This window comes from Streptomyces sp. A 4/2, assembly GCF_940670765.1.
Classification (GTDB): domain Bacteria; phylum Actinomycetota; class Actinomycetes; order Streptomycetales; family Streptomycetaceae; genus Streptomyces.
The window spans coordinates 1-14,009 of record NZ_CALNVW010000027.1 but is presented as its reverse complement, the minus strand read 5'-3'; the positions used below and the strand labels follow the sequence as shown (position 1 = coordinate 14,009).

Below are 14,009 nucleotides of genomic sequence, written 5' to 3'. Positions count from 1 at the left end.
GCCTCGCCGGACGGGCCGACGGCCAGCTCCGACAGGGCGCCGTCGGGCCCGGCCGGACGGAAATGGCCGAATGGCGCCGCCCGGAGTGCGGGCGCCCGGCCCTTGGCTTCCCCTGGAGAGGTGACGGACGACGCCCGGGTCTCACTCGACGGGCCGCGGACCGGGGCGACGCCGACGGGACGGGCTCCGCTGCGGCCCCGGCGACGCCTGCGCTCGTTCTTCGCCGTCCTGCTGATCGTGCTCGCCGCGGTCCTCGCCCCGGTGTCCACCGCCGCCGTCTGGGCCCGCGACGTGGTGGGCGACCGGGACCACTACGTGGCGACGATGCGGCCGCTGGCCGCCGACCCCGCCGTCCGGGCGGCCGTCACCGACCGGGTCGCCGATGCCGTCATGGAGTACGTCAGCGTCAAGGCGCTACTCGGTACGGTCGACCCGGACGACCGGTCGGCGCTGGATCCGGCCATCGGCGCGCTGGACGGGCCGGTCGCCGCCGGGCTCAGGAACCTGGTGCACAGCGCGGTGGGGAGCTTCGTGTCCGGACCCGCCTTCGCGACGATCTGGACCCAGCTCAACCGGGAGGCGCACGTCGCCGCCGAGAAGGCCCTGACCAGTGACCGGGGCACCGCGGTGACCGTGGATCTGGCGCCGGTCGCCGAAGCGGCCAAGCGGCAGCTGCTCGACGACGGGCTGTCCGTCGCGTCGAAGATCCCCACGGTGCACGCCCGGCTCACGCTCGTGGACTCCGAGGCCGTCGGCCGGGCCCGCACCGGCTTCCGGCTGCTGCGGACCGTCGGGCCCTGGCTGCCGGTGGCGACCGTGCTGTCCGCCGCGGGCGGGGTGCTCCTCGCGGTCCGCAGACGGCGCGCCCTGATCACCCTCGCCCTGCTGATCGCGGGCGGCGCCCTGCTGCTCGGCCTGGGTCTCGTGGTCTTCCGCAGCCAGTACCTGGACCGCCTCACCTCCGGCATCCCGCACCCGGCCGCCGCGGCGGTCTTCAACGCGCTGACGGCCTTCCTGCGCATCGCGGTACGGATGATCGCCGTCACCGGCGCCGTGGTCGCCCTCACCGCCTGGCTGGGCGGCACCGGCCGGGTCGCCACCCGGGTGCGGTCCGGCTGGCGGGGCGGCATCGGCGCCCTGCGCGAGGCGATGGGGCTGCGTACCGGGCGGGCCGGGCTCCGGGTGCTGCGCGCCAGGAGCTGGCTGAACGGGACCGTGGTGGCCATCGCGCTCGCGGCCTACCTGGTGTGGGACCGCCCCACCCTCACGGTGGTGGCCGGTATCGCCCTGCTCACGCTGATCGCGCTGGCGGCCGTGGAACTGCTCGCCGACGACGGGGTCCCGGATGCGGGTACCGGCGCTACTTCGGAGCGTGCTCGCCCCGATAGAAGAGCAGCCAGATGAAACCGCCGGCCGTCAGTCCTCGTGCGTGTAGAAGACGTAGAACGTCGCGAGCAGCGCCCCCGCGCCGAACCCCGCGCCGATGAACGACGACAGCAGCACGCTGTGCCCGGTCATCGAGTAGAGGAAGCCCATCGCGCCGCCGACGAGCAGCCCGTACCCCGCCGCGCGGAGCTCCCGGGGGAGCGCGTGCTGGATGCGGCCGAAGCCGAAGCACAGCGCGGCGAGGACGACGCCCGAGACCACGCTGAGTACCAGCTGGGCGGTGCTGAGCCCGTGTCCGGAGCTCAGGATGAACGCCGAGTAGAGGCCGTAGACGACGCCGAGGACGACCGGCACCGCCACGGCCGCCGTCGAGAGGTGCCCGTGCCGGTGGGCCGGGACGCGCTTGTGAGCCGGCCTGCGCGCCGGGAACGCCGCTGGTGTGGCCATGGCAGTTTCCTTCCACTCGCCCTCACTCCAGCGCACACCCGCGGGCGCCTCCCGGCAAGTCGTAACCCGAACGGAGTAACGCACCGGGGTGCGGGCCGGACCCGGGGGTGGAAGGGAGACGGGCCGCACAGGAACGGGGGATACGGCCGGTCGCGACCGGAGGCGGGGCCCGCCCCTCGCCGGTAGCGGAGTCGACAGACCGTACAAATGTGAACGTATCTCCGCATGATGAGGGCAGCGTTTCCCCCGAAGGAGGAGTGCCCACCATGAGTCACCAGACCGCAGAACCGCACCACAGCACCACCCCGCACAGCGGGTGGGCCGCCGGCGGCACCATGTTCGCCGGTGTCCTGATGCTGGTGGAGGGGGTGACCGACATCCTCCAGGGCATCGTCGCCATCGCCAAGGACAGCGTCTACACGCACGTCAACAACTACACGTACGCCTTCAGCCTCACTTCCTGGGGCTGGATCCACCTGATCCTCGGCATCCTGGTCGCGCTGACCGGTCTCGGCATCCTCGCCGGGGTGACCGCCGCACGGGCCGCGGGCATCGTGCTGGCCTCGCTGAATGTCATCCTGCAGTTCATGTTCCTGCCGTACCAGCCGCTCTGGGCGCTGACCGGCATCGCGATCGGCCTCTTCGTGATCTGGTCGCTGGCCTTCGGCGACCGGACGGGCCGGGCGCACCACACGTACTGACGAACCGTTCGTTCCGACGAACCGTTCGTTCCGACGAACCGTTCGTTCCGACGAACCGTTCGTTCCGACGAGCCGTTCGTTCCGGCCGGACAGGTCTGCGGGCAGGCCTGCCCGGCCGGACAGGTCTGCGGGCAGGGGGTGTCCGGCCGGGCGCCGTACCGGGGGACGTACGTTGTCGACCATGGCTGACCTGGGCGTGTGCCGGTATGAGTGAGAACCGACAGCAGTCCCTGCTGTCCCCTCCCGAGTGGCTGATCCGGGGGCTGCGCCCGCAGTCCGCACCGATCCCCCGGGCGGCCGTCGCCCGCGCGAGCCTCGCGCTCGCCACGCCGATGGCCGTCGGTTTCGCGGCCGGCGAGCCCGTGTACGGGGCGCTGGTGGCCATGGGCGCCCTGTCGGGCGTCATCGGCGACACCGCCGACGCGTACCGGATGCGGGTCTTCAACATCGCCGTCCCGCAGTGCTTCGGGGCGATCGGCGTCATGCTCGGCACGCTGGTGTACGGCGACGGCTGGACCGCCGTCGCCGTGCTCACCCTGATCGCGCTGATCTCCGGGATGATCTCCACGATCGGTGCCGTGGCCTCCGTGTCCGGGTTGCTGCTCCTGCTCAACGCCGTGGTCGGCGCGGGACTCCCGATGCCGGGCCCCTGGTGGAAGTCCCCGCTGCTGCTCACCATCGGCGGGCTGTTCGTCCTGGCGCTGGCGCTGGTCGGCTGGCCCTGGCGGGCACGGGCACCCGAGCGGGCCGCGGTCGCCGCGACCTACCGCACGGCCGCCGAACTGCTGGCCGCCGCGGGCACCCCCGCGTACGACGTCCGGCGCCAGGCCGTCACCGGCTCGCTGAACGCCTCCTACGACCTGATCCTCGCCCGCCGCGCCCACTACCACGGCCGCAGCACCTCGATGGTGCGGCTGCTCGCCCAGCTCAACGTGCTCGTCCCGCTGATCGAAGCGGCAGCCGCGGCCCATCTGCACGGCCGGTCCTCGCGCCGCCCGGAAATCGCCGCCGCCGTACGGGACCTGGCGGATGTCGTCGCCTCGGGCCGGTCCGGCGCCGTACCCGATCTCGTACTCCCCGAACCGCAGGGCCCCGCCGACCGCGCCATGAACGCGGCGCTGCGCCACGCCTCGGCCGTCGTCGACCACCCCGAGCCCGAACACAGCGCCGAGGACCCGCTGGGCCGTCCCGCCGCGCTCGGCGTACGGGCCCGCCGGGCCGCGCTCACCGTCCTGCTCTCGCCCGCCTCCTGGCGCTACGGCCTGCGGCTCGCGCTCTGCATCGGCCTCGCCCAGTCACTGGTCTCGGTGGTGTCGGTCCCGCGCTCGTACTGGGTCGCGCTGACCGTCACCTTCGTGCTCAAGCCCGACTTCGGCTCGGTCTTCTCCCGCGCGGTCCTGCGGGCGCTCGGCACCGCGGCCGGGCTGGTCACCGCCGCCCTGGTCCTCGGCGTCGTGCCGCGCGGCTGGTGGGACGTGCCGGTGATGGTGGTGCTCGCGGCCCTGATCCCGGCGTTCTCCGCGAAGGGGTACGCCTTCCAGACCGCGGCCATCACCCCGGTGATCCTGCTGATCTCCGACCAGCTGAACCACCTGGGCTTCCACCTGGTCCTGCCCCGGCTGCTCGACAGCCTCATCGGCTGCGGGATCGCGCTGGTGGCGGGCTATCTGCTCTGGCCGGAGAGCTGGCACACCCGGATCGGCGACCGGCTCGCGGAGGCGGTCGAGGAGAGCGCGCGCTATGTCGAGTGCGCGTTCGGCGGCGCCGCGGGCGACAACCCGGCCGACCACGCCGCGCGGGCCCGGATGCGACGCCGTCTCTACCGGGACCTGTCGGTCGTACGGACGGAGTTCCAGCGGGCCCTGACCGAACCGCCGCCGACCGGGCGGCGGGCCGCCGCCTGGTGGCCGCTGGTCGTCGCGGCCGAGCGGATCGTCGACGCGACGACGGCGGCGCGGGTACGGGTCACCCACGGGGCGACGCCTCCGGCACCCGACGAAGTCGGGGCGGTGACACGGGAGTTGCGGGAACTGGCCCAGGGGCTGCGCTCCAGCGCCACCCTGGAGCGCGTCGCGGCCCGGATCAAGGGCGACGACAACGGCGTACTGGCGCCGCTGCGCCAGGAGGTCACCGCGGCACGGGAGATCGCCTCACCCCAGCGGTGACGAACAACAGCGGTGACGAACGACAGCGGTGACGAACAGGGGCGGTGACGAACAGGGCGTCCTGGCGGGGCAGGGCGGGGCAGAGCAGGGACGAACGGAGCGGCCGGACGGGCCCGGACATGCGGGTGCCGGGCCGGGCAGTGCCCGGCCCGGCCCATCACCGCCCCGTACCACCCCGACGAAGGTCACCCGCGCCCGGCGTCCTCAGGTGACGCCGGGCGCGGGGGTGGGGGCCCGACGCCGGGGAGGCGGCGTCAGGAAACCTTGGAAGCCTTGGCCAGCGCCTTGGCGAAGCCGTTCGCCCACAGGGCGTTGACCTGGGCACGCTCCTGCGCGTCCGGCTGCCGGTTGGTGCAGGACGGGCCGGGGCCGCCGCCGGACATCAGCTCGCTGCACGGGCCGTCGTACGTGTCGGGCAGGCCGAGCACGTGTCCCGTCTCGTGCGCGGTGACCCGGACGGAGTCGTACTGCTGGTTCTGGGCGTAGTCCAGGAAGACGTACCCGCTGCCGTGCCCGTCCGTCGAGGCGTACGAACCGGACGGGTCACTGCCCTCGCGGTAGCTGAAGTCCGCGTTGGAGCCCGCCTGGAGCTTGACGTTGGAGACGGCCGCGTTCCAGATCTGCGTGCTCGCGGCTATCTGGCTCTGGAAGGTCGGCGCACCCGAGGCGTCGTAGACGACGGTGACGGTCTTCAGATTCGGGTGGGCGGCCTGCTTCTTCGCGACCGACTTCATGACGGCCTCGAAGAAGGCCTTGTTGCCCGCTTCCTGCTGGGCGCCGACGTAGTGGGCAGCGGTGGTGGCAGCCTGCTGTGCGGAGGACGCCGTGGGGGTGGCGGCCTGCACGGGAGCTGCGGTGCCGAGGGCGGCGGCGATACCGAGGCCCAGGATGGCGGAGAGCGCCGTATTACGGTGCTTCATGTGGGGGGCTCCTACTCGTCCGGTGTGGGGGTGAACGGGTGGTACCGCAGAGTGTGCTGCGCGAGCGGGCCCCGGGGATGATGGCAACTGGCGATAACTTGGGCCTATCGGTGGGGATTTGATGGTCTGGTGCGGCCCGTGACACGCGCTTACGCTCTGGGTTCATGGACCTTGAGGTGCGGCATCTTCGCGCACTGTGCGCCATCGCCGACAGCGGCAGCCTGCACAAGGCGGCCCGCGAGCTGGGCATGAGCCAGCCCTCGCTCACGACCCAGCTCCGCCGGATCGAGAACTCGCTCGGCGGCCAGCTCTTCTCCCGCGAGCGCACCGGCTGCCGTCCCACCCCGCTCGGGCGCACCGTCCTCAGCCGGGCCCGGCCGCTGATCGAGGAGATGCGGTCCCTGGTGACCGACGCGAAGTCCGCCGCCGCGCGGGCGGCCGGACCCCGGCTGCGGATCGGCGCGACGGCGAACCGCGCCATCCCCGGCTGGCTGCGCCGCCTGCGGACCCGGCTGCCCGGCACCGAGACCTCCCTCCACATGGACGTGTCGGCCAACGCCCTGCTGCGGCTGGTGGCCTCCGGGCAGCTGGACGTGGCGTTCGTGCACGAGGTCGAGGGGTGTCCGCTGCGGGTCCCGGACGGCCTGGAGATCCGCGTACTCGTCGAACGCGAACCGCAGTTCGTGACCCTGGCGGCGGACCACCCGGCGGCGGCGGACCCGGTGGTGAAGCTCGCGGACCTCGCGGCCGACCAGTGGATGGTCGATCCGACGGTGGACGGGGAGTGGGACGGGATGCGCCGGATGCTGCGCGCGGCCGGCCTCAACCCCCGGGTGCTGCACGGGGATTACCTCACGGCGTTCTCCCTGGTCGCGTCCGGCGAGGTCGTCACGGTCTGCCAGCCGACGACCAGCCCCAGACCGGACACGGTGATAAGACCGCTGCACGGCGATCCGCTGGGGGTACGCCTGCTGCTCGCGGCGCGGACCGGGGCAGCCGGGACGGACCTGGCGGAACTGGACGTGGTGTACGGGGAGCTGGCGGGGGCGTACGGGGAACTGGTCCAGGTCGGCTGACCCGGCCCCGGTGCCGGTGCCGCCCGCGGGCAGCCCGCCGTCACGGAGCGTGAGGGCCGTTCCCGTGGGAGCCACAGGAGAGTCCGGGTGGAAATTCACCCCCGCGCGCACCGCGTACGATCCGCTGCCATGGGCTCCGAACTTGTCGTGGATCTGCGCACTCTGCCGCTCGCCACGCTCGACGACTTCTGGGACGCGGTGACGGCGCCGTGCGGCCTGCCCGACTGGTTCGGCCGGAACCTGGATGCCTGGTGGGACACGGTGGAGACCCGCGGCGTCTCGGAAGTCGTGGACGCACACGGGCTGCTGGTCGTACGGGCCAGGGAAGCCGGTCTCTTCGCACCGGGTCATCCGGACGGCGTACGGCTGTCCTCCCTGTTCGCCGACGCGACGCGCGCACGGCTCGACCTGGAGCCCTGACCGGGGAACGGGCCCTACCCTCCCCAAGATCGCCGAAAGCGGTCGCTAACCTTACGTGTCCGCCCTGGCCAGGGATCAGCTCCCGCCGGCGCGGACTTTGTCTCGCACTCGACTCATTGCGAAAGGTCTCGCCCATGGGCATTCGGAGCTTGCTGCGCAAGGTGTTTGGACGCGACCGCGCGGAGTACGACGAGTCGTCGGCTGCTCCTTCCGTGCCGTCGCAGGGCGAGAAGCCGGCGGCGGAGACCGCGTCGGTGACGACGCCCGCGTCCGCCTCTGTCCTGACGTCGACCGGGAACGCGTCGACGGAGAAGGCCGGTGGCGACAAGGAGGGCACGGGCACCGATACGAGTACGGGTACCGCGTCCGCGACCGTACCGGCACAGGCCGACAAGTCCGCCTCCGCCGAAACGCCGAAGCCGAGGCGGAAGTCCACCCCCGGCATCGCGGCCGACCTGGTGGCGGAGGCCTTCGACAACCCGAAGCCGCGACCGGCGGAGCCGACGGTTCCGGCCCAGGCCGGTTCTCCCGAGGACGCGGTCGCCGTACCGGAGAAGTCCGTACCGGAGAAGGATGTTGAGGCGGAGACCGGGACAGAGGCCGCTGAGCCTGCGGCAGTTGCCGCCGAGGTGACCGCTGGGGCTGCCCCGGACGACGCGGAGCCGGAGCCCGAGGTCGTCGACGCGGAGGTCGAGGCCGGGGCGGAGGCCGAGGCCGGGGCGGAGGCCGAGGCCGGGGCGGCGCCTGAGGTCGAGGCCGAGCCCGTCGCGGACGAAGCGGAGACTGCTGAGCCGGTTGCGGCCGAGGCGGCGCCGGTTGCGGCGGTCACGGATGCGCCCGAGCCGGTCACCGCCGTGGCCGAGCCGGTCGAGGCCGAAGCGGAAGCGGAGGCGGAAGCGGAGGCGGAGGCGGAAGCGGAGGCGGAAGCGGAGGCGGAAGCGGAGGCGGAAGCGGAGGCCACGGTCGAAGCGGAGGCCGAGGTCGAAGCCGAACCCGCGCCCGAGCCCACGCCCGCCGTCGAGGCACAGCCCGAGCCGGCCGAGGCCGAGGCCGAGGCCACGGTCGAAGCGGAGGCCGAAGCGGAAGCCCAGGTCGAGCCCGAGACCGAGACCGAGGCCGAAGCCGCACCGGTTGCCGTCGAGCCCGCACCTGCGGCTGCTGCCGACCCCGAGCCCGTAACCACCGAGCAGGAGCAGGAGCAGAAGCCGGAGTCGGAACCGACCGCCGCCGGGACCGCCCCCGACGCCCCCAGCACCCCCGCCGACCTCAGCACCCGCGCCCCCCAGCTCGTCGCCGCGTACCAGGCCGCCGGGGCCGAGATCGAGAAGGCCGGGCTCAGTGGGGTGCGGGCCGTCGTCTACCTCGTGCTCGACCGGTCCGGCTCCATGCGTCCGTACTACAAGGACGGCAGCGCGCAGGCCCTCGGCGAGCAGACCCTCGCCCTCGCCGCGCACCTCGACGAGCGGGCCACCGTCCCCGTCGTGTTCTTCTCGACCGACATCGACGGCACGGGCGAGCTGACCCTCGACTCGTACGAGGGCCGCGTCGACGAGCTGCACGCGGGCCTCGGGCGGCTCGGGCGCACCAGCTACCACCGGGCCGTCGAGGAGGTCGTCGCGCTGCACGAGAAGTCCGCCGACCCCACCGCCCCCGCGCTGGTGATCTTCCAGACGGACGGCGCCCCCGACGTCAAGTCGGTGGCCAAGCAGGCCATCGCCGACGTCGCGGACAAGCCGATCTTCTGGCAGTTCGTGGCGTTCGGCGCGCACGAGTCCAAGGCCTTCGACTTCCTGCGGAAGCTCGACGTGCCGCACGCCGCGTTCTTCCACGCGGGTCCCACCCCCCGCGAGCTGACCGACGCGGAGCTGTACGCGGGGCTGCTCGCCGGGTACCCGGCAGGGCAGTAACAGGCGCAGCAGCCGAACCACGACCGGCGCACGACGGGCAGGGGCCGCGAGGAACACTCCTCGCGGCCCCTGCCCGTTCCCAGCGCCACCCTCGTCCCCGGTCCCCGGTCCCCGAAAGCCAGGTGAGGGCAGTGCCCGCGGGCACGTAGGATTTCGACCATGGCGGCCACTGGATCCGAGAAGCAGGGGACGAGCGAAGGCGTGCAGGCCTTCTACGTATCGACCCCCATTTACTACGTCAACGACGCTCCTCACCTGGGCCACGCCTACACGACCGTTGCAGGGGACGTGCTCACGCGCTGGCACCGCCAGCGCGGCGAGAAGGTGTGGTACCTCACCGGCACGGACGAGCACGGTCAGAAGATCATGCGCACGGCCGAGGCGAACGACGTCACGCCCCAGGAGTGGTGCGACAAGCTCGTCGAGGAAGCATGGAAGCCCCTCTGGGAGCATCTGAACATCGCGAACGACGACTTCATCCGGACGACGGAGAAGCGGCACACGGACCGTGTGCAGGAGTTCGTGCAGGACCTGTTCGACAAGGACGAGATCTACAAGGGCGGGTACGAAGGCCCGTACTGCGTGGGCTGCGAGGAGTACAAGCTCCCCGGCGACCTGATCGAGGGTGAGCCCGACTTCCCCGGTCAGAAGCTGTGCCCGATCCACAAGAAGCCGGTGGAGATCCTCAAGGAGGAGAACTACTTCTTCAAGCTGGGCGCGTACGGCCCGAAGCTGCTGGAGTTCTACGAGGCCAACCCCGGCTTCATCCAGCCCGAGTCGGCCCGCAACGAGGTCGTGAACTTCGTGAAGCAGGGTCTCCAGGACCTGTCGATCTCGCGCTCGACCTTCGACTGGGGCGTCCCGGTGCCGTGGGACGACAAGCACGTCATCTACGTCTGGGTGGACGCGCTCCTGAACTACGCCACGGCCGTCGGCTACGGCGCCAACCAGCAGAAGTTCGACGAGACCTTCCCGGCGAACGTGCACCTGGTCGGCAAGGACATCCTCCGCTTCCACGCGGTGATCTGGCCCGCGATGCTGATGGCGCAGGGCCTGCCGGTACCCGGCCGGATCGCGGCGAACGGCTGGCTGATGGTCGGCGGCGAGAAGATGTCGAAGTCGAACCTGACCGGCATCAAGCCGCAGGACCTGACCTCGCACTTCGGCGTGGACGCGTACCGCTGGTACTTCCTGCGGGCGATCGCCTTCGGCAGCGACGGTTCGTTCTCCTGGGAGGACTTCACCGCCCGCTACACCTCCGAGCTGGCCAACGACTACGGCAACCTGGCCTCCCGGGTGGCCGCGATGGTCGGCAAGTACTACGGCGGGACGCTGCCCGCCGCGGAGGCGCCGGGCGCGGCCGAGCAGGCCGTCCAGGACGGGCTCGCGAAGGCGGTCACCGAGGCCGACCGGCTGATCGGTGAGGAGCTGGACTTCCAGGGCGGCATCCTGGCGATCTTCGACTTCGTGAAGCAGGTCAACGGCTACATCACGGAGCAGGAGCCGTGGAAGGTGGCCAAGGACGAGTCCGCGGAGGGCAAGGCGCGTCTCGCGACGATCCTGTACACGGCCGCCGAGTCGCTGCGCGGTGTCGCGGTCCTGCTGAACGCGGTGATGCCGGTGACCTCGGAGAGCCTGTGGGAATCGCTGGGCGCCGAAGCGGGCCTCGGCGCGCTCGCCGGGCAGCGCGTCCAGGACGCGGGCACCTGGGGGCAACTCCCGGCCGGTGCGACGGTCACGAAGGGCGCGGTGCTGTTCCCCCGCCTGGAGGAGAAGCCCGCGTAGGGCACGGCTTCCGTCACGACGGGAAGGGGCTCAGGACCGGTCGGTCCTGAGCCCCTTCCCGTACGTCGTTTCGCTCCGCCCGGGTCAGCGCCCCAGCATGGACACGTCCCCCATCACCACGACCGGCTTCTTCGCCGGGTCGAGCCAGCCGAGCAGTTCCTTCATCCGTCCCTCCGGCAGGGAGACACAGCCGTGCGTCGGGCCGCCGTGGTCGACGTGGAACCAGACGCCGCCGCCCTTGTTCGCGCCCATCGGCCGGGCCCCGTCGAGCGGGGACCTGCCGGGCACATGGTTGTAGTTGATCGCCACCACGTAGTCGAACGCCCCGGCCAGCGGCTCCCCGTCGAAGCCCGTACCGGCGGCGATGAACGACCCCTCCCTGTCGTACGGGAGCCGGGTGCCGGGGTCGGCCTTGCGGCCCCCCGCGTCCGTCAGACCGAAGACACCGTAGGGCGAGTGGAGATCACCCGCGTGGTGGTCGGCCGTCCAGCCGCGCAGCGCGTTGTGCGCGGTCCAGGGATCGGTCACCGGCTGCCAGCCCTTGACGGGGTCCCGGGTGTAGAGGACGACCGTGGAACTGCCGGAGTCCGGTGCGTCACCGGTGACGACCACCACCTGCCGGGCCGTTCCCGGAATCTGCTTGCGGGTCCTGGGGCCCAGGGCGGGGATCTCCTCGACCTGTACGGGCTTCGCCGCCCTGGCGAGCTCCGGCCGGGGCGCGGGCGGCCCGGCGTGACCGACACCCTCCCCGGCGGCACGGGCCTTGTCCTCCACCGCTCCGGATTGCCCCGCACACCCGGAGAGCAGCAGCCCGCCGGTGACCAGCGCAGCCGCCGCGAGCGAGTATCCGTGGAGTCTGCGGAGTCGGTTCGGTCGGTGGAGTCCGCGAAAAGACATGTACGGGCCTTTCATTTCATGGCGGGTTCACGCCGGGCCGGCCGGGCCGGATCAGATCGGACGAGATCGGACCGGACCGGGCCCGCCGGGGCGTGCCGGGTCTGTCGGGTCAGCCCGAGGAGTCAGCCGGGGGTGCCGTGCGGAGTCGGCGCGACGAAACGGGCGTCGGCCAGAGCCTGCCGCACGTCCGGCACCAACCGTGGGACGTCGCCCCGCGCACACGGGCCCGCCACGGTCACCGGACCGCCGCCGGATACGCCGATCGGCCCCCCGTGCTGCTGCGCGGGTGGCCGATCAGATGTCCCGTGCACCGGGAAAGAGTGCCGTAGCCGCTCACCGGTTCCTGCTGCCGGCCGGCGTGGGGAGCGGGAAAGGGGCGCGTACGGGGCGCACGACGGCGGCCCCGGAGAGATTGTCCTGCCCTCGGTGGCTACACGCCGACGAGGTGGACGGCGGTCCCGCAGAGCTTGCGCATGCCGCCGATGTCCGAGGTCAGCAGGGCCACCGGACCGGCCTGGCGGAGCGCGACTTCCGCGACCATGGCATCAATGGCGTACTTGTGGCCGTGCAACGAGGCCTTCTTGAGGAGCGCCGCCGCGGCGCGCGAGGCCTGCTCGGTGAGTGGCTCGATCCTGATACGGGAGAGCAGCCAGTTCAGCCTGGCGGTGTTCACCTTGGCATGGGTGACCTCGATGATCGTGGCGGCGCTGATGACGAAATCGGCATTCCCCTGCCGGAACACCTTGACCAGACCCGTGATCCGCCGGTCTTCGGCAATCCATCCCGAAAGCCCCTCGCTGTCGAGAACGACCACCCGGAAACCGTGCTCGGTCACGCGGCTGCCGCCCCGTCCCCCGCCGAGGAACTGCCGTAGATCTCGGCGCGTGCCTGGGCCAGTTCCTCCTCGGTGAACGCACCGTGTTCACGCTCGTAGCGATCCAGTTCCTGGTCGATCAGCTCGCCGCGGAGCCGACGTGCGACTGCCTCCGCGACATAACCGGAAACGTTCTCCGTGATCTGCTTGAGCGCTTCCACCTGCGCGGTAGGAAGCGTGATGGTCACTCTCGACGTGTCACCCGTACAACGAGCGTACTGCGATGCACTACCCCCCTGCGGCTCCATGGAGGAAAGGCCCCCGATCGAGCGATCGGAGGCCTTTCGGCAGCAGCAGCGGACCCATTCCTCCCGGGGGAGAACGAGCGGCGAAGAGTTACGGGGCGGAAGGCGACGCGGTCGGCGGCCCTCCCCCGGCATCGGTGCCGTCGTGGGTCTGGCTCCGGTCCACGCCCATCGTCAGTTCGGCCCGCACTCCGCGGGCGATGTGGCCCTTCCTGTACGACAGGTGCAGCAGACCGCCCGTGGCGCCGCTCCCGTCGTAGAGGCTGTCCTCGGTGAGCGTGGTCCGCTGCGTGGTGTTGGTGGCGTACGGGGCGACGGCGGCGGAGGCCAGCACCGCCTTCTCGTCGAAGTAGAACTGCCCGGTGTGGCACGTGTGGCCGCCCTCGTACCCGGCCTCCGTCAACTTCCCGCCGACGTGCACCTTCGTGTGGACGTGCACGGCCCGGCCCTGGTACCAGCCGGGGAAGACCGTCCTGAACTCGACGTAGCCGTGCTGGTCGGTCAGCCAGGTGCCGCGCAGGTACCGCTTGTCGTCGGTGGGCTCCACGTGGCCGCCGCCACCGCCACCGCCACCGCCACCGGGACCACCGGACGGAGGTGCGCCGGTGGGGGCGCCGCTGGGCGGGGGACCCGTGGGTGGGGTGCCGCCGCCCTGGCTGGCGGACTCGTAACCGGAGTAGATCCCCAGCGCGTCGCAGTGCCAGATGTCGACGGCGGCCTTCCGCAGCGGCGTGCAGGTGTCGGCGTCGATCACCTGGAGACGGAGGGTCATGGGGATGCCCTCACGGTCCTCGGTGATGTTCCGGCGGATCTTGTCCGCGTCGATGTAGTAGGGACCCTCGATGGCCTCCGAGGTGAGCCGGTAGCACTCCTCGGAACCGGAACCGGAATGGGAGCCGGAAGCGGAGCCGGAGCCGGAAGAGGAGGTGGAACCTGAACTGCCCCTGCCCGGCGTCCCGTGCGACTCGTCGGCCGACGCGGTGGCCGCCACCGTACCCCCGATCCCGACCGCCGCCGCAGCTGCTCCGGCCGCGACGATCAACCGGCGCCGGGTCATGTCCTTGTTGTCAGTGGGTTCCTGAGGATCAGTCATGGGCGGGACCTTAGGCAGCCCGCCTGTCACCGGCCTGGGAAGAAGCTGTGTGTTGCTGTGGGTTGCTGTGGGTTGCTGCGAACGTGCGACGGG

At 71.8% G+C, this 14,009-nt stretch carries 13 protein-coding genes; 7 read left to right on the top strand and 6 right to left on the bottom strand.

Annotated elements, in window-relative coordinates:
- Positions 1-120: 120 nt before the first annotated feature.
- Positions 121-1,404 (top strand): hypothetical protein, encoded by a 1,284-nt coding sequence (locus NBY69_RS20375; RefSeq protein ID WP_250302475.1) that lies wholly within the window; start codon positions 121-123, stop codon positions 1,402-1,404.
- A 12-nt stretch (positions 1,405-1,416) separates the two neighbouring features.
- On the opposite strand, the gene NBY69_RS20370 is transcribed toward NBY69_RS20375, so the two are convergent.
- Positions 1,417-1,833 (bottom strand): hypothetical protein, encoded by a 417-nt coding sequence (locus tag NBY69_RS20370; RefSeq protein ID WP_250302474.1) that lies wholly within the window; start codon positions 1,831-1,833, stop codon positions 1,417-1,419.
- 266 nt (positions 1,834-2,099) lie between these two features.
- Here NBY69_RS20370 and NBY69_RS20365 point away from each other — a divergent pair, with 266 nt between their 5' ends.
- Together NBY69_RS20365 and NBY69_RS20360 are read left to right on the top strand one after the other, a co-directional pair.
- Positions 2,100-2,534, top strand: a complete 435-nt coding sequence (locus NBY69_RS20365) for a hypothetical protein (protein WP_250302473.1) — start codon at positions 2,100-2,102, stop codon at positions 2,532-2,534.
- Between the two features lie 206 nt (positions 2,535-2,740).
- Positions 2,741-4,699: an FUSC family protein gene (locus NBY69_RS20360; RefSeq protein WP_250302472.1), complete on the top strand. Its 1,959-nt coding sequence runs from the start codon at positions 2,741-2,743 to the stop codon at positions 4,697-4,699.
- Positions 4,700-4,953: 254 nt separating this feature from the next.
- Here NBY69_RS20360 and snpA read toward each other — a convergent pair whose 3' ends face one another.
- Positions 4,954-5,619, bottom strand: a complete 666-nt coding sequence (gene snpA, locus NBY69_RS20355; RefSeq protein ID WP_250302471.1) for a snapalysin — start codon at positions 5,617-5,619, stop codon at positions 4,954-4,956.
- Between the two features lie 164 nt (positions 5,620-5,783).
- Between snpA and NBY69_RS20350 the strand changes: the two genes are divergently transcribed.
- The 4 genes from NBY69_RS20350 (at position 5,784) to metG (ending at position 10,807) form a co-directional block, all read left to right on the top strand.
- Positions 5,784-6,695 (top strand): LysR family transcriptional regulator, encoded by a 912-nt coding sequence (locus NBY69_RS20350; RefSeq protein WP_250302470.1) that lies wholly within the window; start codon positions 5,784-5,786, stop codon positions 6,693-6,695.
- Between the two features lie 129 nt (positions 6,696-6,824).
- A complete protein-coding gene (locus NBY69_RS20345) occupies positions 6,825-7,115 on the top strand; it encodes a barstar family protein (RefSeq protein ID WP_250302469.1) in 291 nt (96 codons plus the stop codon).
- Between the two features lie 134 nt (positions 7,116-7,249).
- Entirely contained in the window at positions 7,250-9,022 is a 1,773-nt protein-coding gene (locus NBY69_RS20340) for a VWA domain-containing protein (RefSeq protein WP_250302468.1), read from the top strand.
- Positions 9,023-9,181: 159 nt separating this feature from the next.
- On the top strand, positions 9,182-10,807 hold the full coding sequence (metG, locus tag NBY69_RS20335) for a methionine--tRNA ligase (RefSeq protein WP_250302467.1): 1,626 nt from the start codon (positions 9,182-9,184) through the stop codon (positions 10,805-10,807).
- A gap of 84 nt (positions 10,808-10,891) precedes the next feature.
- Here metG and NBY69_RS20330 read toward each other — a convergent pair whose 3' ends face one another.
- From NBY69_RS20330 to NBY69_RS20315, 4 genes are all read right to left on the bottom strand, one after another.
- Entirely contained in the window at positions 10,892-11,704 is an 813-nt protein-coding gene (locus tag NBY69_RS20330) for a L,D-transpeptidase family protein (protein ID WP_250302466.1), read from the bottom strand.
- A gap of 430 nt (positions 11,705-12,134) precedes the next feature.
- Positions 12,135-12,539, bottom strand: a complete 405-nt coding sequence (locus tag NBY69_RS20325) for a PIN domain-containing protein (protein ID WP_250302465.1) — start codon at positions 12,537-12,539, stop codon at positions 12,135-12,137.
- Positions 12,536-12,826: a hypothetical protein gene (locus NBY69_RS20320; RefSeq protein WP_250302464.1), complete on the bottom strand. Its 291-nt coding sequence runs from the start codon at positions 12,824-12,826 to the stop codon at positions 12,536-12,538. Before NBY69_RS20320 ends, NBY69_RS20325 begins: the two co-directional genes overlap by 4 nt.
- 88 nt (positions 12,827-12,914) lie before the next feature.
- Positions 12,915-13,916 carry an intradiol ring-cleavage dioxygenase gene (locus tag NBY69_RS20315; protein ID WP_250302463.1) on the bottom strand — a complete coding sequence of 334 codons (1,002 nt, stop codon included), beginning with the start codon at positions 13,914-13,916 and terminating at the stop codon, positions 12,915-12,917.
- Between the last annotated feature and the right edge of the window lie 93 nt (positions 13,917-14,009).

Excerpts from the sequence above, each read along its gene's own strand:
- NBY69_RS20320 (WP_250302464.1), bottom strand. The coding sequence starts at position 12,826 with ATGGAGCCGCAGGGGGGTAGTGCATCGCAGTACGCTCGTTGTACGGGT.
- NBY69_RS20360 (WP_250302472.1), top strand. The coding sequence starts at position 2,741 with ATGAGTGAGAACCGACAGCAGTCCCTGCTGTCCCCTCCCGAGTGGCTG.
- metG (WP_250302467.1), top strand. The coding sequence starts at position 9,182 with ATGGCGGCCACTGGATCCGAGAAGCAGGGGACGAGCGAAGGCGTGCAG.
- NBY69_RS20350 (WP_250302470.1), top strand. The coding sequence starts at position 5,784 with ATGGACCTTGAGGTGCGGCATCTTCGCGCACTGTGCGCCATCGCCGAC.
- NBY69_RS20365 (WP_250302473.1), top strand. The coding sequence starts at position 2,100 with ATGAGTCACCAGACCGCAGAACCGCACCACAGCACCACCCCGCACAGC.
- NBY69_RS20370 (WP_250302474.1), bottom strand. The coding sequence starts at position 1,833 with ATGGCCACACCAGCGGCGTTCCCGGCGCGCAGGCCGGCTCACAAGCGC.
- NBY69_RS20330 (WP_250302466.1), bottom strand. The coding sequence starts at position 11,704 with ATGTCTTTTCGCGGACTCCACCGACCGAACCGACTCCGCAGACTCCAC.
- NBY69_RS20345 (WP_250302469.1), top strand. The coding sequence starts at position 6,825 with ATGGGCTCCGAACTTGTCGTGGATCTGCGCACTCTGCCGCTCGCCACG.
- snpA (WP_250302471.1), bottom strand. The coding sequence starts at position 5,619 with ATGAAGCACCGTAATACGGCGCTCTCCGCCATCCTGGGCCTCGGTATC.
- NBY69_RS20315 (WP_250302463.1), bottom strand. The coding sequence starts at position 13,916 with ATGACTGATCCTCAGGAACCCACTGACAACAAGGACATGACCCGGCGC.
- NBY69_RS20340 (WP_250302468.1), top strand. The coding sequence starts at position 7,250 with ATGGGCATTCGGAGCTTGCTGCGCAAGGTGTTTGGACGCGACCGCGCG.